Origin of the sequence: Tamlana flava, assembly GCF_041287255.1 — a bacterium.
Lineage (GTDB): Bacteria > Bacteroidota > Bacteroidia > Flavobacteriales > Flavobacteriaceae > Tamlana > Tamlana flava.
Genome location: NZ_JBGGTX010000002.1, coordinates 47,079 through 68,694 on the forward strand (window position 1 = coordinate 47,079; position 21,616 = coordinate 68,694).

Here is a 21,616-nt window from a genome sequence, read left to right on the forward strand (position 1 = left end):
AAAAACTACAATTAGTAGCTAATTTTGTAATCCTATGTATTTAAACTGTCACACATATTACAGCTTGCGGTATGGCACAATTAAGCCAGAAAAACTTCTTGCTATTGCCTGTAAAAATGGTTTGCAAACATTAGCCTTAACCGATATAAACAACACATCGGCTTGTTTGGATTTTGTAAGGCTATCTGAAAAATATAAAATAAAACCTGTGTTGGGCATCGATTTTAGAAATGGCGCACAGCAACAATTCATTTTACTGGCAAAAAACAATGAAGGGTTTCAAAACATAAATGCTTATCTATCTATATATTTACACAACAATAATCTAAAAATCCCTGAAAGAGCACCCCAATTAGAGCATACCTTTGTTATTTACCCTTATCAACATCACAAAAATTTCGAATTAAGGGAGAATGAATTTCTGGGCATTAAACCAAAGGATTTAAACAAGCTCAAATTCTCTAAATGGAATAACTTCCGAAGCAAGCTAGTGGTGCTCCAAACGGTTTCCTTTGAGACAAAAAAAGATTTTAATACACACCGTTTGCTGCGCGCCATAGACAATAACACCTTATTGAGCAAGCTTCCAAAAAGTGAAGAAGGTAAGCCCTCAGATAGAATGCTTCTGCATGATGAATTGTATGAAACCTATCAGGAATTTCCAGAGCTTCTTGATAACACCTCAACTATTTTAAATGATTGTAGCATTGCATTTGATTTTTCACAGAAAACACCAAACAATCAAAAATCATTTACTGAAAGTGAAGCGTCTGATTACCAATTGCTGGAGAAATTAACTTATGAAGGATTGCCCTATCGCTATGAAAACCCCACGGAAATCATTTATAACCGCATTGAAAAAGAGCTTAAAATCATTAAAGAAAAAGGCTTTGTGTCTTATTTCCTTATCAATTGGAAAATTATAACGTACGCCCAAAGCAAAGGTTACTTTTATGTTGGCCGTGGTAGTGGCGCGAATAGTATTGTGGCTTATCTACTCCGAATTACTGATGTAGACCCCATAGAACTCGATTTATATTTTGAACGGTTCATTAATTTATTCCGGAAAAATCCACCTGATTTTGATATTGATTTTTCATGGACCGACCGTGACGATATTACCAATTTTATTTTTAAAACCTTTAAAAACACAGCGCTTTTAACCGTATACAATACTTTTAAGTTTAAGGCGTCGGTACGCGAATTAGGAAAAGTGTTCGGTTTGCCCAAAACCGAAATGGATGTGCTTACCCGTGGGCATTACAACGTAAACGATTTGGATAAATTATCGCAACTTGTATTAATATATAGTAAATATATTCAAGGATTTCCAAACTATCTGGGCATTCATGCTAGTGGTATTATTATTTCAGAAAAACCAATTCATTATTACACCGCTACCTTTTTGCCCCCTAAAGGCTATGCCACAACACAATTTGATATGATAGTTGCGGAAGATATTGGACTTTATAAATTTGATATTTTAAGTCAGCGTGGATTGGGAAAAATTAAAGATGCAGTAGAAATTGTAAAGTACAACCATCCCGAAAAAAAACCTATAGATATTCATAATATCAAACGTTTCAAACAAGATGAACGCATAAAATATATGCTCAGAAACGCCAAAGCCATTGGTTGTTTTTATGTAGAATCGCCCGCCATGCGCATGTTGCTTAAAAAGCTGCAAGTAGACACCTATTTGGGCTTGGTTGCGGCCAGTTCCATTATACGTCCAGGTGTTGCAAAATCAGGAATGATGCGCGAGTATATTTTACGTTATCGGTATCCCGAACGCTGTAAAAATGGCCATCCGGTTTTACTTAAAATCATGCCCGAAACTTATGGTGTTATGGTGTATCAGGAAGACGTTATTAAAGTTGCCCATATTTTTGGCGGATTATCTTTAGGTGAAGCTGACAAATTACGCCGAGGTATGTCGGGCAAGTTCCGTTCGCGCGATGAATTTCTAGCCGTAAAAGACTTATTTTTTGAAAACTGCAGAAAAAAAGGAGAACCCGAAACGGTGATTAATGAAATTTGGAACCAGATAGAAAGCTTTGCCGGTTATGCTTTTGCAAAAGGGCACTCAGCTTCTTATGCCGTAGAAAGCTATCAAAGTTTGTTTTTAAAAGCTTATTTTCCGTTGGAATATATGGTAGCCACCATTAATAATTTTGGTGGTTTTTACCGAACCGAACTGTATGTACACGAGGCAAGAATGCATGGCGGCATTATTGAAGCGCCTTGTGTCAATATAAGCTTTAATGAAGCCATCATTAAAGACAAAACCATTTATTTGGGCTTTATTTTACTGCATGCTTTAGAAACAAAAACCATAAAAAAAATTATTGCTGAACGTCAAAAAAATGGGGTTTTTAAAAGTTTGGATGATTTTATTGAACGCATTCCTATTTCTGTAGAACAAATCTCTATACTTATAAAAATCAATGCATTTCGTTTTACGGGAATCAATAAACGAGAATTGCTTTGGGAAGCACATTTAAAAATTAGCAAAACCATAGTTGAGGAGCATATTATAAAGTTGTTTAAAACCGAACGAATAAACTACAAAACGCCAAAACTTTCAAGTACCGATTTAGAGAATGCCTTTGATGAAATGGAGCTTTTGGGTTTCCCGTTATGCAACCCGTTTCATTTATTGCAAACACCCACATCAAACCCTTTGCGGGCGAAAAATTTAATCGATTTTCAAAACAAAACCATCACTATTGAAGTTTATTTGGTAGCTACAAAAAACACCAAAACATCCAATGGAAAAAGCATGCACTTCGGCACGTTTTTAGACTACGATGGCGATTTTATCGATACGGTACACTTTCCGCCAATAGCGGCAAAATATCCATTCCGTGGAAAAGGCATTTATACCGTTACCGGAAAAGTAATGGTGGAGTTTGATTGTGTGACTATTGAAGTTTCAAGCATGGAACGTGCTGCCGTTATTGAAGACCCGCGTTATGCCGTAAATTCTTTGAATCACACCTTTCAGAATAAAAAAAGTTTTGCCGACCATAAAGCAAACCAGCTATCGCCCATGTTGCCGAAAACATTGGGGCATGCCCAACAAATTTATAATAATCAATAAGATTAACGCTGTTCTTTATGGGTTACGACCGCTCTATAGTGCACATGGATTTAGACACATTCTTCGTGTCCTGCGAACGTCTGCTTGATAGTCGATTAATTGGCAAACCCGTACTTATTGGTGGCACTTCCGATAGAGGTGTTGTGGCCTCTTGTAGCTATGAGGCCCGAAAATTTGGCGTACACTCGGCAATGCCCATGCGCATGGCTAAAATGCTGTGCCCAGAAGCCATCATACTTCGCGGGAATTCTGGTATTTATACTAAATTTTCACAAAATGTTACTGAAGTTATAAAAGAAACCGTGCCTTTATATGAGAAGACATCCATTGATGAATTCTACATCGACCTCACAGGCATGGATAAGTTTTTTGGCTGCCATAAATTGGCTTCAGAACTACGCCAACGTATTATAAAAGAAACCGGGTTGCCCATTTCGTTTGGGCTATCCATCAACAAAACAGTTTCTAAGATTGCTACTGGAGAAGCCAAACCCAACAATGAAATACGCATTATTTCAGGCACCGAGAAACCATTTTTGGCACCACTTTCAGTAAAAAAAATACCCATGGTTGGTAATGTTACCTACAAAGCGTTGTGTGATTTAGGGGTAAAACGCATTAAAACTGTGCAAGATATGCCCATGGAACTGATGCACCGCGTATTGGGAAAGAATGGATTGAGCATCTGGAAAAAAGCAAATGGCATAGACAACACGCCTGTAATTCAATACCATGAGCGTAAATCTATTTCAACCGAACGCACTTTTAACAAAGACACCACCGATGTTGACAAACTAAAAGGCATCATCATTGCCATGGCCGAAAATTTAGCCTACCAATTGCGTCGAGGTAATAAATTAACAGCTTGCATTACTTTTAAAATTCGGTATTCCGATTTTCAAACGTACACACAACAACAACGTATTCCATATAGCGCTATGGACCACACTATTATTCCCGTGGTTTTGGATTTATACAGAAAACTGTATAACCGCCGACTTTTAGTACGACTTATAGGTGTGAAATTTAGCCACTTAGTTGAAGGCGGGCATCAAATAAATCTTTTTGAAGACAACGAAAAACAACTACATTTAAGTCAGGCCATTGATAAAATGCGTGAACGCTATGGCGATAGAGCTGTTATAAACGCCGCAGGAATGGAAGCCAAGAGCATCAGTAGATGGAACCCGTTTACAGGGGAACCGCCTCCTTTATTGGCCAATAGGCGGCAGTAAAATTAAGTACAAAGATTAAAACAACTTGCCTTTTTCTAAAATAGCATAGCCTGTACGCTTATAAAACACCTTTTTGCCATTGGCACAAAACGTATAACTGCCAGTCGATTTCTTTTCTGAGACGGATAAAAGCAACACATCTTCTACGGTACAATCATAATCTTTGGCCACTTTAGCTTTAATATGATCAATGGTAGCACGACCCCTTTTTAACTGGTCTTGAATTTTTTTGTTCAACTTAGGCTCTTCAAAATCATCCGTTAAGTTACAACCATTTTCAATACTAGGTTCGGGAATTTCATTTTTCTTCACTTGGGCAACAGGCACCTCAGCATCAATATACTCCCAAGTGTAATCGGCCTTAAGCAACACGCGCCTGCCGTCTTCTGTTTTAACAATATAATTATTCTGCGCAAAACTGGTATATGATATAAAGAAAAGCAAAAGGAAAAAACATAGTTTCATAACAAGATTTTTTTGAATAACCCAAAAGTACAACTTTAATCTTCAACATACTCCAAAATATCGGCTGGTTGGCAATCCAAAGCTTTGAAAATAGCCTCAAGCGTTGAAAACCGTACAGCCTTGGCCTTACCGGATTTTAATATGGAAAGGTTAGCTTCGGTAATTCCGATAATTTCAGCCAACTCTTTACTTTTCATATCCCGCTTGGCAAGTACAACATCAAGATTTACAATAATGGACATGGCTTAACTGGTTAAATCATTTTCTTCTTTTAGCCTTCTTGCGTTGCTAAAAACTTCACTTAATACTTGGAAAAACAAACCAATGGCTATCCAAACAATGCTAAATTGAAAATTGTATTCAAATTCATGATGATGGGTAAAACCTCCAGGATGGTAAGTCGTGTAATAATAATTGATGGGAATACAAGAGACCAAAATGAACCCGACCCCAATTAAAATTAAATACTTGCCAATTCTATGAAACAAATTAATAACAACATTATCAAAAACCTTCAATTCTTGGAACAATAAAATGATTTTACGGAAAAGAAAGAGGCAATAAACTAAAGCCAAATACAGAGCGAATTCCAATAACGAGGAAATAATTAATCCTGCACCTAGTATAGTGCATTGTTTTCGATCATATTCAAACCCAGCAGAATTTATCTTGAGCAAGACAACAATAGCAACTACAGGAACAATAATAACAACGGCTATATTAACATAATAAACAATATCTGCAATCAACTTAAGTAGGTTGAGTTTTTTCATATTTAAAAAATTATCGAATAACAATAACAAATATGTAAATATTATCGAATAACAATAATTTTTTATCGTAAAAAGATATTTTAAAACCTGTTAGCTCTTTGTACCTTTACCATATGTTTCCAAAAAAACTTCAGCGAAAACTAGACAACCGTAAAGTAGATAACGCCTTTCGAGAGCTTGGTACACCTTCTAATTTGGTAGATTTTTCATCCAATGATTATTTAGGGTTTTCAAAGTCCGAAAACATTTTTAAAATCGCACATCTGTTTTTAGTTGAGAACAACATTAAACAAAATGGGGCAACAGGTTCACGATTGCTATCAGGCAACCATAATTTGTATCATTTGGTCGAAACCGAACTCTGCAGGTTTCACAATAGTAAAGCTGCCCTGATTTTTAATTCGGGCTATGATGCCAATATTGGTTTTTTTTCAAGTGTACCACAACGCGGTGATATTATTTTTTATGATGAATTGATACATGCTTCTATTCGCGATGGAATTTCAATGAGCCATGCAAAATCATATAAATTCAAGCATAATGATTTAGAAGAATTGGAGAGAAAATGTCAGGTTGAGCGCAATCGAAGTCCATTGGAAACCAATATCTATATCGTTACAGAATCAGTATTTTCAATGGATGGTGATTCCCCCAATCTTACAAAACTTTCTGAACTATGCGAGAAACACCAAGCCTATTTGGTAGTTGATGAAGCCCATTCCGTTGGTGTTTTTGATAATAATAGGGCAGGGTTAATTCAACAGTTAAAACTTGAACATGATGTTTTTGCACGAATCATAACTTTTGGAAAAGCCTTGGGATGCCATGGTGCCGCTATTTTAGGAGACGAAAGTTTAAAACAGTTTTTGGTGAATTTTTCACGTAGTTTTATTTACACTACGGCACTACCACCACACAGCTTGGCAACCATGTATTCAGCGTACAAAGAATTGTCAAAAACAAAGAAAATCAGTAAGCTTCAAGAAAACATTATATTCTTTAAAGTCGAAATAGCCCATAAAAATCTTAAAAACCTGTTTATCGAAAGTAATTCTGCTATTCATTGCTGCATTATTTCGGGTAATGAATATGTAAAAACCATAGCTAAAAAAATTCAAGAAAAAGGTTTTGATGTCAAACCCATTTTATCGCCTACCGTCCCCAAAGGCCAAGAACGATTGCGCTTTTGTTTACATGCCTTTAATAGTAAAAAAGAAATTTCGGAAGTCTTGCAACTCTTAGCTAACTTTGCTGTTAAATTTGAATAGATGATTGATAATTACACCATTTTGGCTGTTTATGAATTTTCAACCGAGGCTCAATTAACAAAATTGAAGTTAGAATCGGAAAATATACGGACAATGTTGGCGGACGAAAAAACCATTGATGCCGACCCTTTAATCAGTCAAGCCATAGGTGGTGTTAAGCTTCTTGTGCACAATTGTGACCTTGAAAGAGCCACAGAAATTTACAATGACATAAGACTGTATCGCAAAGACAAGGATAATAACGATATTCATTGCCCAAATTGCCATTCAACAAAAATATTAACAGCCCCACCAAGCAACACAAATATTTTTTACATGCTTTTTCCTTTTTTTGAAAAGCTTAAATACCAGTGCAACAATTGTAAAATGATTTTTAAATGAAAACCTATTTCATCACAGGAATCTCAACCGATGTTGGCAAAACTATTGCCTCAGCCATTATAACCGAGGCCTTAGAAGCAGATTATTGGAAACCCGTTCAAGCGGGCGACTTGAACAATTGCGACACAAAAAAAGTAAAGGCTTTAGTTTCGAACACCAAATCAAAATTCCACCCTAACGCTTATGCTATGCAAACGCCAATGAGTCCGCATGCAGCTGCAAAAATTGATGTGGTAAACATTGAGTTAAAAAACATCAAACCCCCGAAAACAAAAAATCATTTGGTCATTGAAGGTGCCGGGGGCCTGCTTGTTCCCTTAAATGACAAACAAACAGTGTTCAATCTCGTTAAACCAGACTACAAAGTTATAGTTGTTTCACGGCATTATCTTGGAAGCATAAACCACACCCTTCTGACCACAAACGCCTTAAAAGAAAAAGGTTTTGATGTTTCAATTATCTTTAGCGGAAATGAGCACGAATCAACAGAGTCCATCATCAAAAAAATGACAAATGTACCCGTCATAGGGCGAATTGAAGAAGAACCTTATTTCGATAAAAACGTGATTAAAGAATACGCTGAAATGTTTAGAGAGCGCTTATGAGTTTGAACGAAAGAGATAAAAAACACCTTTGGCACCCACTGACGCAGCATAAATTACATCCAGATGCTATTGCCATTACCAAAGCGAATGGATGCATCTTAACTGATGAAAACGGGAACGAATACATAGATGCGATAGCCTCATGGTACACCTGCATGTATGGGCATTGCAACCCATATATCACCAACAAAGTCATGGGGCAGATGCAACAACTGGATCAAGTGGTTTTTAGCGGGTTCACCCATGAGCCAGCCATTAAGTTAAGTGAAGAACTAATAAAAATACTACCTGATAATCAAAACAAAATATTCTTTAGTGACAACGGTTCAACTGCAGTTGAAATTGGTATTAAAATGGCTCTGCAATACCACTTTAACAGTGATGATAAAAAGGACACCTTAATTGCTTTTGAAGACGGATTTCATGGTGACACCTTTGGGGCAATGAGTGTTTCAGGATTGTCCGTTTACAATGGCCCTTTTGAAGATTTCTTTTTAACCGTAAAACGGATTCCTGTGCCGAATGGAAAAAATCATGATGTCATTTTAAAAAACCTTCAAAGTTTGGCTTCAAAAAACAAAGTTGCTGGCTTTGTTTACGAGCCTTTGGTACAAGGGGCTGCAGCCATGAAAATGCATGATGTAGAGGGCTTGAACATGATATTGAAATTTTGTAAGGATCAAAATATTATCACCGTGGCAGACGAGGTTATGACAGGCTTTGGTAAAACAGGAAAACATTTCGCATCACTACATCTAGAAAGCCAACCCGATATTATTTGCTTAAGCAAAGCCTTAACTGGCGGATTATTGCCCATGGCGCTTACAACCTGCTCCCAAAAAATTTATGCCGCTTTTTACAGTGATGATATTGGAAAAGGGCTCTTCCACGGGCACACCTATTCAGCCAATCCATTGGCTTGTACAGCCGCACTGGCAAGTATTGAATTATTACAATCTGAAAACATACAGAGAAATATAACTAGAATTATAAAATCGCATGAAGCTTTCAACAAACGCATAAAAATACATCCAAAGGTAAAAGAGACAAGACAAACGGGCGTTATTTTTGCCCTTGATCTAAATGTAGAAATGGAACGCTATGGGAACCTTCGTGATCAGCTTTTTAAATTCTTTATGGAAAACGGTGTGTTCTTGCGTCCATTAGGAAACACCATTTATATTCAGGCACCCTATTTGATTACTGAAGAACAATTGGAAAAAGTCTATCGGGTTATTGAAGAATCTTTATCAATAGTGTAAATTTGCAAATTTAACGTTCAATCTGAACTCCTGTCTGGCGACATGCAGATGTTTCAGGTTCACATAAAAATTTATGAGATGCTGAAATAAATTCAGCATGACAAAAAACATGAACAACCCAATCTCGATAACAGCCATTGCATCTATTTCTCCACTTGGAAAAACAACAGATGAAATTTGGAAAACCTACCAAAATAAAAGCCATTGCATTACTAAAAAAATGGTTTCAGGCAAAAATGTTCTGGTTGCCGAAATTTTCGAAGAAGCAAAAAAAGAGATTGAAAATTTAAAACAATCCGACAACAAATACAGGTCTCTGGATGACACCGTTTTATATGCCATCTATGCATCAAGACAAGCGGTAAAGCAGTCAGGTTGGACCGCAACCGATAATTTTGGAATCAACATTGGTTCATCACGTGGCGCAACGCAGCTTTTTGAAACCTATCATGAATCCTTTCTAAAAAACAATAAAGCCGAAACCCTAAGCTCCCCGACCACAACACTGGGTAATATTTCATCTTGGGTGGCACACGATTTACAAACTGAAGGCCCAGAAATCAGTCATTCCATAACTTGTTCTACAGCCTTGCATGCCATGCTAAACGGCATTGCATGGATAAACTCTAGTATTTGCAACAAATTTTTGGTTGGGGGCAGTGAAGCACCGATAACACCTTTCACTATTGCGCAAATGCAGGCTTTAAAGATTTACTCAAAAGAAAATCATAAATTTCCCTGTCGTGCACTAGATTTCAATAAAACCAAAAACACCATGGTTTTAGGTGAGGGGGCATCAATGGCATGCCTTGAATCGGGAAGTCAAAGAAACGCTCTTGCTTTAATCAATGGTTTTGGTTTTGCAACGGAAATTTTAGAACACAATATTTCCATTTCGAGTGATGCTAAGTGTTTTCAAAAATCGATGCGTATGGCATTGGACAATATGAACCCAGACGATGTTGATATTATTGTTATGCATGCGCCAGGAACCATTAAAGGCGATACTTCAGAACACAAAGCTATTGAGGCCGTTTTTAAAACCAATGTTCCAGCTTTAACCTCCAATAAATGGAAAATTGGCCATACTTTTGGGGCATCGGGTGCCTTAAGTATCGAACTTGCGGTTTTAATGCTTCAATACCAAGAATTTATTGGTATTCCATATTTAAAACATCAAAAAGCACCAAAAAAAATCGAAAAAATCATGGTAAATGCTGTGGGCTTTGGCGGTAATGCCGTGAGCATTTTATTATCAAAAGCATGACCAATAATATTTTAATTAGTATTTTTGATTTTAACTAACCTGCAGATTAATGAGCGCAATCAAACACAATTGGACTAAAGAGGAAATCCTTGATATTTACAACAAACCTTTAATGGAACTGCTTTACGAAGCGGCAACAGCACACCGTTTGCACCACGACCCTAATACGGTGCAAGTTAGCACGTTGCTATCCATAAAAACTGGTGGCTGCCCAGAAGATTGTGGCTACTGCCCACAGGCAGCACGCTACCATACCGATATTGATGGCAACGATTTAATGAGCGTTCAGCAGGTAAAAGCCCAAGCTTTGCGCGCAAAATCCAGCGGAAGTTCTCGGGTTTGTATGGGTGCAGCTTGGCGGAATGTTAAAGACGGCGAAGAGTTTGATCAAGTATTGGAAATGGTTCGTACCATCAATAAATTGGACATGGAAGTGTGCTGTACCCTTGGTATGCTTACCGAAAACCAAGCCAAAAGATTAGCCGAAGCAGGTTTGTACGCCTACAACCATAATTTAGATTCTTCAGAGGAATATTATAAAGAAGTTATTTCCACCAGAGGTTTTAGCGATCGTTTGGAAACCATTGATAATGTTCGGAAAACCAATGTAACCGTCTGTAGTGGTGGTATTATTGGTATGGGCGAAAAAGTTGAAGATCGCGCCGAAATGTTGGTAGCGCTATCTACATTAAATCCCCAACCGGAATCGGTACCAATAAATGCTTTGGTTGCTGTTGAAGGCACTCCCCTTGAAGACCAAGAACCTATTTCTATTTGGGACATGGTGCGCATGGTGGCAACCACGAGAATTGTCATGCCCGAAACGCAAGTGCGCTTAAGTGCAGGCCGTACACAAATGACAAAAGAAGGCCAAGCCATGTGTTTCTTTGCAGGAGCGAATTCTATTTTTGCTGGGGATAAATTATTGACCACACCAAATCCTGATGTTAATGAGGACATGGAAATGTTCAAACTTTTGGGGTTAAATCCGCAAAAGCCTTTTATTAAAAAGATGCAGCCCAAAACGGTTGAAGCCCAGGACTCACAATATGAAGCTTTGGGGGAAAAACCGAAATGGAGTAGACCAGAGCACACCATTGAGCGCAATGAAGCTGCAAAAGAAAAAGCGAAAATAGCTAAGTAAATCTTTTTGCGTTAAGGATTGCAGCCCTTCGGCTACGCTCAGGGTAAACTTATAGCTTTTGGCAAGGCAAGAAGGATCAAGCTAAGACTAGTGGCGTAAAGTGTCATCTCCTAGGGTAGCACCATGACTATTTTAAATCTCATAACGTTTTATTAACTTTAGCCCACTAAACTTTGAAGCGTTGTCGTTGAACTTACTGGATATTCCGCGGGTAAAAACCATTACCAAAGCCGATTTTTTAGAACATTATTTTAAACCACAAAAACCTGTGGTCATTGAGCGTTTTATTGAGGATTGGCCTGCTTACACCAAGTGGAATTTAGACTACATTAAGCAAGTTGCCAGAGATATTACCATACCTCTTTACGACAACAGACCTGTTTATTATAAAGATGGTTTTAACGAGCCACACGCTAAAATGAAGCTGACCGATTATATTGATCTGTTAAAGCGGGAGCCCACCAAATACCGTATTTTTTTATGGAATGCCCTAAAGGAAATGCCATCTTTACAACAAGATTTTAAATTTCCTGATTTCGGGTTGCGCCTCATTAAAAGCATCCCGATGTTGTTTTTTGGTGGTGAAGACTCTTATACCTTTATGCATTACGATATTGATTTGGCCAATATTTTTCATTTTCATTTTGAGGGCAAAAAGCGAATCATTTTGTTCGACCAAAATCAGAACAAGTATCTGTATAAAATTCCACATTCCTTAATCACCAGAGAGGATATTGATTTCAATAACCCTGATTTTGAAAAATGGCCTATGCTAAAACAGGCCAACGGCTACCAAACAGAACTGAGCCATGGCGAGGTGTTATATATGCCCGAAGGTTATTGGCACTATATGCGCTACATTACCCCAGGGTTTTCAATGAGTTTGCGCGCCATTGCGCGAAACCCAAAAAACTTTGGCAAAGCAGTTTACAATGTTTTTATTATGCGCAATTTCGACAACATTATGAGGCGCATAAAAAAACAAAAATGGATTGACTGGAAAAACCAACAGGCCATCATCAATACACACAAGCATTTGTAGTTTTTGTCTCTTTTTTATAAAACTTATAATATATTTGCCACTTAAATTTAAAACTCAAATCATGAATAAATTTATTTTAGTGTTAGCCCTTTTGTGTGTTTCACTAGTTAGTTCGCAAGCATATGTTGGTAGTGGCGACAACAAATTTCAAGTGGGCGCCAATTTTCAAAATAACGGTACTGGACTTAATTTAAGTTTCGATTATGGTATAGGTGAAAACATTTCTGTTGGTATTTCATCTACCTACCTGCTAGGTATTGACAATACCTTAAAAAACAATGCCGATGAGGCTTTAAATGCAGATTTTGATAATCGTCTTGATGTTCGTGCCCGTTTTAACGCCAACTTAGGAAACGTTATAAATGTTGATGAAAATTTTGATGTTTACCCTGGTTTGAGTCTTGGACTGAAAAACTTTGGTGGCCATTTAGGTGCCCGTTACTTTTTTAGCGATGGCTTTGGTCTTTATACCGAATTAAACGTACCGTTTGCAAAATATAAAACAGGAACATTAACCCCTCCTGAAAAATTGCACAATCAGTTTACCATTAATTTAGGGGCTTCATTTAACTTGTAAAAATGGTCATTTTAAGATGCTGAAACAAATTCAGCATGACATAAAACGTAAAAAGGCAGGTTTAACATATATTATAAACCTGCCTTTTTTATTTATTAAATCGACAATATTTACTTTACTAGTTCATTGGCTTTTTCGTAAACCAAGTGCGATTCCCAGCCCCTATATAACAGATAATCGATCAACTTCTTCCGTTTCTTAAAAACATTACTTTCTTTTAACGTGGAAGCTTTTTTTTCGGCTAGCACATTAAAAACCTCGATATAATCAACATTTTCAATTTCAGTAAGTCCTTTATTTATATTAACTTTGTCTATGTCTTTTTTCTTGAGTTCATAAGTTAAACGGCATCTTCCCCATTTCTTGATATTGAATTTCCCCTTTACAAATGCTCTGGCAAAACGTTCTTCGTTTAGAAAGTTATGCTCTATTAAGTGCACTATTATTATGTCTTTTGCTTCAGGAATCATGTGCATTTCTTGAAGTTTCTGCTTAACTTCTTTGTGACAACGTTCTTGATATACACAATAGTTTTCAAGCTTTTTTTTAGCTTCATCTAAAGTGTACGTATGTTTTTTAACCATTTGAGTAAAGGTAAAGAGAATCGATTAATAGCAAATCTGAATTTTTATTTTACCAAATCTAAAAATTAAACTTGACTAAATGAAAAAAGTATTTTTAATTATTATAGCCTTTTTATGTGCTGGTTTAATACATTCCCAAGAAATCGCCTCATTTAGCTCTTTAGCCAATTCTGGCTGTAGTGGCACTATTTATAGCGATTCCGATATTACAACAAGTGGCATATGTAGAAGTTCGGACATTGTTGAAAACACGGGATTAACATACAATTCTAGACGTTGGACTACAGCTACAACGTTAGACCTTAATGACTATTTGGAGTGGACCATAACACCAAACGCAGGTCATCAAATCGATTTAACAACCATGGACATTACTTATGATCGGAGTCCTATGGATGGGCCAACAAAGGTTGATATCCAAGTTAACACGGGTTCTGGTTTTGTGTCAATATTTACAGATGCTGTCGTTTCTCCTTCAGGTGAAGACAACAATGGCATTGATTTATCGGCATATACAAATGTAACTGCAACTATCACTTTTAGGTTATATGCTTTTCAAGCTGGGTCAGATTTAGGGACATTTGATATTCAAGAAAATACAACTTCTAACAAAGGGATTATCATAAACGGAACGGTATCTCCGTTCTGTTCTTCTACCGTAACGTGGGATGGTACAGTATGGAGCAATGGTACGGGACCAGACTTAACTACCGAGGCCATATTGAATGCTAGTTACAACACAACTGTTAATGGTGGAAGCTTTAGCGCATGCAGCTTAACAGTTAATTCAGGGGCTACGCTAACTGTTGATAACGGAACTTTTGTTGAAGTGGAAAACGATGTTACTGTTGATGGCAGTTTGATTGTGCAAACACAAGGTAATTTTGTGCAAAATGACGATGCTGGAACATTTACAAACAACGGTCTTTCAAGAGTAAACAAACAAACAGCAACAAAAGCCGCTTGGTATTATTACACTTATTGGAGTTCACCTGTGATGGGAGAGACTATTGGTAGTGTTTTCCCAGATGTTGATGGAGACCGCCGCTTTTTGTTTAATGCTGCAAACTTTGTCGACAACGATGGTAATGACATTGATGATAATGGTGATGACTGGCAACCTGCTTACTCGGGAGACACTATGACCCCAGGTGTTGGTTATGCGGTTACTGAATCTCGTTTTTTCTTTGGTGGCTCTGGTACTGCTTCCTTTGAAGGTGAATTCAATACTGGAGATGTAGATGTGAACATAACTTACAATGTTGCAAATACAGGAATGAAATGGAACTTTATAGGCAACCCATACCCTTCTGCCATTGATTTTGTGGCTTTCCATGCGGCAAACTCCTCTGTAGTCGATGGTGTCGCTTATTTTTGGTCGCAAGCTACTCCACCTGATAGCGCTAATCCAGGGAACCAAGATTTAAATTTTAGTAATAACGATTATGCTACATATACCGTTGGAGTTGGTGGTGCAGCAGGTGGTGGTCCTGACACTCCCGACCAATTCATCCCATCTGCACAAGGCTTTTTTATTGCGGCAGTAACCAACGGAACGGCCACATTTACTAATGCTATGCGTATGGCTGATGGAATAAGTAACACTCAATTTTTTAGAGGTTCTGGTTCAAAAAAGAAATCCCATAGCCTTGTGGAAAACAGACTATGGGTGAATTTAACTTCGGATAATGGAGTGTTCAATCAAATATTAGTTGGCTATGTTAATGGCGCAACTAATGGAAATGATGGTTTAGCCTATGATGCACCTAGGCTAATTACTCCTGACGCTCCCTCGGTTTTATATACTTCAATGGAGGAAAACAATAAAAAATACGTCATCCAAGGTAAAAACATCAACAGTATTAACGAAGATGAAGTCATCAAACTTGGTTTTAGCACCAAAATTGATGTGGCAACACTTTACAAATTATCTATAGCCCAACTAGAAGGTGATTTTTTAAGCAGCAACAATGTTTATTTAAAAGATAATTTGCTAAATAGTGTTCACGATTTATCTCTTTCAGATTACACCTTTACTTCTGAGGTTGGTGAATTTAACAACCGTTTTGAAATCGTGTTTAAACAGGAAGCACTTTCTACGGATTTTGATTTGGCAAATGCAAATAGTTTAAAAATTGTTGAGTTATATAACCATGATGTTCGGTTTACAACTTCCAACAACTTAAAAATTAAAGCGGTTAATATTTACGATTTATTTGGCAGACAGTTGTATCAACTTAAAGGGCAAAATACTTCCGAAACTTATACACTATCAAATTTAAAAAGCACGGTTTATATAGCAAAGGTTGAACTTTCCAATGGAGCCATTGTTACTAAAAAGGCTATAAAGAAATAACTAAAACAAAATTCTAAAAACTAAAACCGCTCGCAATATTCTGTTGCGGGCGGTTTTTTTATATCATAAACTATACTTTAACGCCAAAATAAAGTTGCGCCCGGGTGCAGCAATCCCAGAAGAATAGGTTTTATAGCGTTGATCGGTGATGTTTTCTAAACTCGCCGTTAAAGTAGCCGAGCGATTAATTTCAAATTGAGTCCTAAAATTAAGCGTATACCATGACGGGCTATATGGATTTCCGTTTTCATCCAAAGCATAGATGTAATCCTTCTCAATTTCGGAAGGCGCCAATTGATCGAAAGATAAATCGCCATTATAGTTGGCAAATAAGTCTAATTTTACATCATTTAACAACCAGATTAAATGTGTGTTTCCAAAATTTGGAGCCACATGTCTAATGGGAACTTCTATATTTCCAGCCGTTTCTGTACCCCCAATAATACTGTATTGTGAGGTTAATTTTAATTTGGGTGTTATGGGCATTTTTAAGGCTATTTCAAAACCATGTATCCAAGCTTTTGATGCATTTTGAATAGCCTGTACATTGCTTAATTCACCATCATATTTAATCTCCGTTGCGCCATTTAATGTATAGTCCCGTCGCACCAAAGCGTTATCTAAATAGGTGTAATAGGTGCTCATGTCTAGCACCAATTTATCATCAAAATTCAATTTTAAACCAACTTCCCCGCCATAGGCATATTCAGGTCTTAAATTTTCGTTTGGCACCACAACTGAGCCTGGCTCAGAATCAAATACTTTACCAACATCATCTATATTTGGTGCCCTAAAGGCCGATGATGCATTCAGTTTCCATTGTATATTACTGTTTGGCGACCAACTTATACCTGCAGTTCCATTAAGTGAACCTGCCGTACTTTTTGAGGATATGAAAGGCAAATCTAAATACATATTGTTTTCTGTGAAATCTGCACTAGAAACCACATGATTGAACCGCAATCCTGATTGAAAGACAAATTTTGGATTGGGCTTATATTTAATACTGGAATAAATAGCAGCAGCTTGCCAAGTTGCTCCATTTGGGTATCGTGAAACTGTTGGCATTATGGTGTTAGTATCAATATTTTCTTCTTGCCCGTTTGAATTTACCTTGTTATAAATATACTCGGCACCGTAAAAAAATTGCGTTTTAAGGCTTAATGTTTTTTCAAAATCCAAACTGATGGAATAGGCATTAACAGCTTCATTACGAATGTTCCTAGTTGATGACCGAAAATTTCTATCCATCCTACTTTCCTGAAAATTTTGATAAGCCATGGTAGCTTTTATCTTGTCGTATAAATTCGAACTACTGCTCAGTTTGGTAATCTGCAAATTGCCCATAAACCAGTTTTGTGGGCCATAATTCCATTCTGCAGAGCGTAACTCACTGTTTCGGTATCGAATCAATCGGTCATATCTGGGCACATCTGAAGTTGTGGAATAGAACAAACCCAAATCAAAACTTAAATTCTCATAGGGTTCGTACCGTACTTTTTGCATCAAGTTCAGCTGATTATACCCAGTATATTTTTGAATTAAAGGATTACTATTTTGAATAATGACATCGCCCTCACTGGTTTCAATCACAAATTCTGGTCGTAAATACTCGTCGGGCCCATGTCTTCCCATTTTTAAATCACCAAAACTTGAATAACTGGTATTGGTAATAAAAGCCCATTTTTTGCAACCTAGATTAAAATCAAAATGCCCTGTTTTTTCATCATTCGCAGAACTGTACCTCACCAAAGCATTTGATTGGAACAACAGCGAATCGGTATACGAAGGTTTAGGCTTTTGCGTATAAAAGCTCATAACCCCGCCTATGGCATCACTTCCGTAAATAACGGAGCCAGAGCCCAAAGTGACCTCGGTGTGCTCAACAGAAAACGGATCTACAGAAATAACATTTTGCAAATTTCCTCCTCTAAAAATGGCATTGTTCATGCGAACGCCATCAACAGTGATTAATAATCTATTAGTAGAAAACCCACGTATCATAGGGCTGCCTCCACCCAACTGACTCTTTTGAATGTAGACCTGGCCAGTATTTTCCAATAAATCGGCGCTGGTTTGGGGATTTGAAAATGCAACATGTTCTGCGCTTTCTCGTACTATTTTTTGAGGGATGTCCTTTTTGTTCTGTTTGAATTTTGAAGCCGAAATAACTATTTCCTCCAATCCTTGGGTATTTGATACCAAAAACACACGGTTAGATTTCCCTATTTGTTTCTTGGTCAGTTTTTTTAAAACATGAGATAAATGCTTAAAATAAATGGTTTCATCATCTGAAAAAACGTCGAGTTCGGCTTCACCTCTAAAATTGGTTATCACGCTTTTAGATTTATCGATATTATAAATAGCAACACCAAAAATGGGTTCTTTGGTCACACTATTAAGCACTTTAATGTTTTGGCCTTGAAAAGAAATATATATATGTAAAAAAAAGAAAAGTAAATAATGAGACTTCATGTTTAGCTAAAAACTTGATTAAATACCTGCAGCGACTTGGGAACCTTAAAGCTTCCTAAATGTAGTTCATAATATAACAATATTATACTTAAAAACGCTTGTCTTTGTTTGGCATTGATTTTTATATCAGGTAAAGCATCAAATGTTGTGCCCAATAAAGTTTTTAGCAGTGTTAAATTTTCGCCACTAATACTGTATTTATTACTTGCCTTTTGCTCGAATCTTCCTTCGTATAGATTAAATAAAGGATAGTCCACATCGCTCATTTCAGGATAAAAACCCAAATATTTTGTGAGTTTCAGAAGGAACAACAAATGAAATTTTGAATACTCGGCTTGAGAGTCCAACCATAAAAGTGTGCTTTCCAAAAAACTATAAAGTGTTTCATTCGGTTCCTCTTCCTGAAGTGTGCTCGACAACACTTCCGCTATAAACATTACAATAGCACTTTTTAAAACATGGGTATGTAAACTATTGTAAATGAAATTTGGTTTAGCTTCCTTAATGGCCTGTAACGACCTCGTATTTTTATGAATCAGTACGAGTTGCAATTGGGAAAGTAGTTGAAAATAAGCCACTTTGGCATTTCCCTTTTTACTTTTTAAGACACCACATAACAGAAAACTCACCACCCCAAGCTGTTGGGAGTAACATTTTACAATGAGGTCGTTATCCTTATATCTTAATTTTGAAAGAACAATGGCGTTTGTAGTAATAAGCATTAGCGTACCACCATTAATTTTAAAACTTTAGTTTCGTAGCTTTCCAAATCGGAAAGCATTATTAAATACACCCCAGAAGCCACAACATTGTTGGCTAGGTTCTTTCCATTCCAATAGGCCGTACCACCATCAATCTCTAAATTATAACCAGAATATCTTTGATTAGTGCTTGACTGTGCTTCGGCAACCAGATTACCTTCAATATCCGTGATTTTGATATTAACGTTTTCCGATATGTCCTTAATCTTTACCTTTTCATCAACAATATTAAATCCGGGCCTAACGGGGTTTGGATATGCATAGGCACTTTCCAAATCTTCAAAAGGGCTTGACCCTCCCGAACGAAATGACACTAAGCCTTTAGTTGTGGCAATATATACAATACCATTAACTTCGTCCAAAGAAATGTCTCTGATGCTATTTGATGGCAAAGGAGAATTATCTTTTGTAAAGTGATATATGGTCTTTTGACCATTTGGTGAAAAATAAAACAGCCCAGAATCAACTGTTCCTATCCACTTGTTATTCGAGCCATCAACCTTAATATCTGTGATATATTGTTGGAATAATAATTCTTTTGCAATACCATCTTCCTCTATAATGATTTCGTCTACGCTGGGATTGTTATCATCAAAAAAATTGGAGGTGTTGTACAAAACTCGTAAACCAACTACAGTTCCAATCCATAACTGGTTCCTTTTATCCATGGCCAAAGCACTTGCATACTTGGTTGGCATATTTTCATCGTCCTGATAAATAGCCTTCATTGTTTTGCTGCCATTTTTTTCATTAAAAGCTATTACTCCGTAATTGTAACTAGAAACCCATTTGATTTGATTGTTGTCTATAACGATATCACTAAATCCATTATTGCTATTTGCATTTGGTATAATCCCATCTAAAGCATAGGATTTCCATTGGTTGTTCGATGGATTATATGATTTTAATTGATTTTCAACAAGTCCCATTGTTAACCATAAAATTCCATTATTATCAAAAGCTGAAGCACCTACTCTAATATCTATAGAGCTTGGGTTGTTAGGATCAACTAAAGATTCCAAACCACTATTCGATACGTCATACAAAATGGTTGGGACATTGTCGTTAACTTCTAATAATCCGCTAAAAAAAGAACTGATAAATACTTGATTATTGCTAAAGGGATTGACGGCAATTTTGTTTAAACATTTGGCCTCGAAAATTTCGTCATATTCAGTGTTTATCCACCCACCATCTTTAAAATGGCTTATGCCTCTTCTGTTTAAGGGATAAGGGTTGTAAAAAAAATCGTATTCTCCAAAGCTAACCCATAAACCATTTGGTTCTGTTTGGAGTGAAAAAGGCGTATTTAAAAGAGGCCCTTGGGGGTGAACTTCTTCAAGGGTGGCAGAGTCCGTAATAGATGTTCTTAAAATTCCAAAATCATTGGTGCCAATAAAGATGTTTTCAGAATTTATTGTTGCACAGCTATAATTAGTAGTAAAAGTAGGATCTATTACAACTTGTGATAAAATATTGAAATTGGAATCATAAACAAATACCTCATTTAGCGTTGTAACTATTAAGTTTCCATCATAAACTCTTAAATCTTGAGGAATGCGAGAATAAGTAAACATTTCGTTAAATGAATCATTTATAATTTGGTATATTTTTCTATTTGTATTTATTGCGTAAAGTCTGTCTTGTTGGGCTTCAATAGAAAGCCAATCACCAGTATTGATTGATTGCCAATTTTGAAAATCAATTAAATTAGGGCTAGAAACCAATGCTTTTTTTATTCCATTACCTCCACGGCATGAAGCATAAATATAATCACCTAAAATGGCTGTTTGTGTCACTTGAACTTGTGTGCCTCCACTGCCAATAAAGTAAGTATCACCGAATTCTAAACGTTCCAAATCAAACACCGAAATGCCAAAATTAGTTGAGATATATAGAGCATTTTGATATGCATTAAAATGATTAATTTTTTTGTTGGTGGAAGGGATTGTAGGCTTACCAATGATATCAACTACGGTTAAAACATTTTCATCATTATCAAAAACGATTTCAATCAGACCATTTACATAACCAACGACCAATAATTGATAAATTTCACTGTAGTAAACTGCCGAAATAGTTTCACCGGACAGCCCATTAACGGTGGTTATTTCAGTCATTTCATTAGTTTCAGTATCTAAACTAAATATGGCATTCTCTGCTGCAGCAAAAATTTTACCGTTGCCCTGAGTAACATCCTTAATTTCCCTATATGAAAAATGGCCTTGCCAAAGCGCGGAAAAGTCTTGGGAAAATTGCACCAATGGTAAAAGTAAGACAACTAAAACTACAATTTTTTTAAACATAGATTTTTTGAA

Annotated in this window: 18 protein-coding genes; 11 read left to right on the forward strand and 7 right to left on the reverse strand. The window is 36.7% G+C overall.

The annotated features are described in order from the left end of the window. Positions 1–34: 34 nt before the first annotated feature. Positions 35–3,103: a DNA polymerase III subunit alpha gene (locus ACB104_RS04770; protein ID WP_370477143.1), complete on the forward strand. Its 3,069-nt coding sequence runs from the start codon at positions 35–37 to the stop codon at positions 3,101–3,103. Positions 3,104–3,120: 17 nt separating this feature from the next. Continuing rightward, positions 3,121–4,338, forward strand: a complete 1,218-nt coding sequence (gene dinB / locus ACB104_RS04775; RefSeq protein WP_370477144.1) for a DNA polymerase IV — start codon at positions 3,121–3,123, stop codon at positions 4,336–4,338. 15 nt (positions 4,339–4,353) lie between these two features. On the opposite strand, the gene ACB104_RS04780 is transcribed toward dinB, so the two are convergent. From ACB104_RS04780 to ACB104_RS04790, 3 genes are read right to left on the reverse strand one after another with little or no spacing between them, the layout of a single operon-like run. After that, positions 4,354–4,803: a DUF3157 family protein gene (locus tag ACB104_RS04780; protein ID WP_370477145.1), complete on the reverse strand. Its 450-nt coding sequence runs from the start codon at positions 4,801–4,803 to the stop codon at positions 4,354–4,356. A gap of 35 nt (positions 4,804–4,838) precedes the next feature. Then, positions 4,839–5,045 carry a helix-turn-helix domain-containing protein gene (locus tag ACB104_RS04785; protein ID WP_370477146.1) on the reverse strand — a complete coding sequence of 69 codons (207 nt, stop codon included), beginning with the start codon at positions 5,043–5,045 and terminating at the stop codon, positions 4,839–4,841. 3 nt (positions 5,046–5,048) lie between these two features. Continuing rightward, the gene (locus ACB104_RS04790) at positions 5,049–5,576 is read right to left on the reverse strand and encodes a DUF2975 domain-containing protein (protein WP_370477147.1); all 528 of its coding nucleotides are present in this window, start codon (positions 5,574–5,576) and stop codon (positions 5,049–5,051) included. Between the two features lie 113 nt (positions 5,577–5,689). Between ACB104_RS04790 and ACB104_RS04795 the strand changes: the two genes are divergently transcribed. From ACB104_RS04795 to ACB104_RS04830, 8 genes are all read left to right on the forward strand, one after another. Next, positions 5,690–6,844: an aminotransferase class I/II-fold pyridoxal phosphate-dependent enzyme gene (locus ACB104_RS04795; protein ID WP_370477148.1), complete on the forward strand. Its 1,155-nt coding sequence runs from the start codon at positions 5,690–5,692 to the stop codon at positions 6,842–6,844. Beyond that, positions 6,845–7,225: a putative signal transducing protein gene (locus ACB104_RS04800; RefSeq protein ID WP_370477149.1), complete on the forward strand. Its 381-nt coding sequence runs from the start codon at positions 6,845–6,847 to the stop codon at positions 7,223–7,225. It abuts the gene before it with no gap. Continuing rightward, positions 7,222–7,830, forward strand: coding sequence for a dethiobiotin synthase (gene bioD, locus ACB104_RS04805; protein ID WP_370477150.1), 609 nt, complete (start codon positions 7,222–7,224; stop codon positions 7,828–7,830). Before ACB104_RS04800 ends, bioD begins: the two co-directional genes overlap by 4 nt. Next, positions 7,827–9,092: an adenosylmethionine--8-amino-7-oxononanoate transaminase gene (bioA, locus tag ACB104_RS04810; protein ID WP_370477151.1), complete on the forward strand. Its 1,266-nt coding sequence runs from the start codon at positions 7,827–7,829 to the stop codon at positions 9,090–9,092. Before bioD ends, bioA begins: the two co-directional genes overlap by 4 nt. 109 nt (positions 9,093–9,201) lie before the next feature. Beyond that, entirely contained in the window at positions 9,202–10,359 is a 1,158-nt protein-coding gene (locus ACB104_RS04815; RefSeq protein WP_370478054.1) for a beta-ketoacyl synthase N-terminal-like domain-containing protein, read from the forward strand. Between the two features lie 49 nt (positions 10,360–10,408). Next, positions 10,409–11,503, forward strand: coding sequence for a biotin synthase BioB (gene bioB / locus ACB104_RS04820; RefSeq protein ID WP_370477152.1), 1,095 nt, complete (start codon positions 10,409–10,411; stop codon positions 11,501–11,503). Positions 11,504–11,684: 181 nt separating this feature from the next. After that, positions 11,685–12,545 carry a cupin-like domain-containing protein gene (locus tag ACB104_RS04825; protein ID WP_370477153.1) on the forward strand — a complete coding sequence of 287 codons (861 nt, stop codon included), beginning with the start codon at positions 11,685–11,687 and terminating at the stop codon, positions 12,543–12,545. Positions 12,546–12,606: 61 nt separating this feature from the next. Next, positions 12,607–13,122 carry a DUF6646 family protein gene (locus tag ACB104_RS04830; protein ID WP_370477154.1) on the forward strand — a complete coding sequence of 172 codons (516 nt, stop codon included), beginning with the start codon at positions 12,607–12,609 and terminating at the stop codon, positions 13,120–13,122. 110 nt (positions 13,123–13,232) lie between these two features. Here ACB104_RS04830 and ACB104_RS04835 read toward each other — a convergent pair whose 3' ends face one another. Further along, positions 13,233–13,706 carry a regulatory protein RecX gene (locus ACB104_RS04835; RefSeq protein ID WP_370477155.1) on the reverse strand — a complete coding sequence of 158 codons (474 nt, stop codon included), beginning with the start codon at positions 13,704–13,706 and terminating at the stop codon, positions 13,233–13,235. Between the two features lie 79 nt (positions 13,707–13,785). On the opposite strand from ACB104_RS04835, the gene ACB104_RS04840 reads away from it, so the two are divergent. Next, on the forward strand, positions 13,786–16,062 hold the full coding sequence (locus ACB104_RS04840) for a RemA C-terminal-like gliding motility protein (RefSeq protein WP_370477156.1): 2,277 nt from the start codon (positions 13,786–13,788) through the stop codon (positions 16,060–16,062). Between the two features lie 63 nt (positions 16,063–16,125). Here ACB104_RS04840 and ACB104_RS04845 read toward each other — a convergent pair whose 3' ends face one another. Genes ACB104_RS04845 through porZ form a run of 3 tightly spaced genes read right to left on the reverse strand, consistent with a single transcriptional unit; the run spans position 16,126 to position 21,604 of the window. Continuing rightward, complete coding sequence (locus ACB104_RS04845) at positions 16,126–18,537, reverse strand: TonB-dependent receptor (RefSeq protein WP_370477157.1); 2,412 nt, start codon at positions 18,535–18,537, stop codon at positions 16,126–16,128. Positions 18,538–18,539: 2 nt separating this feature from the next. Further along, entirely contained in the window at positions 18,540–19,259 is a 720-nt protein-coding gene (recO, locus tag ACB104_RS04850; protein ID WP_370477158.1) for a DNA repair protein RecO, read from the reverse strand. After that, on the reverse strand, positions 19,259–21,604 hold the full coding sequence (porZ, locus tag ACB104_RS04855; protein WP_370477159.1) for a type IX secretion system anionic LPS delivery protein PorZ: 2,346 nt from the start codon (positions 21,602–21,604) through the stop codon (positions 19,259–19,261). Before porZ ends, recO begins: the two co-directional genes overlap by 1 nt. Between the last annotated feature and the right edge of the window lie 12 nt (positions 21,605–21,616).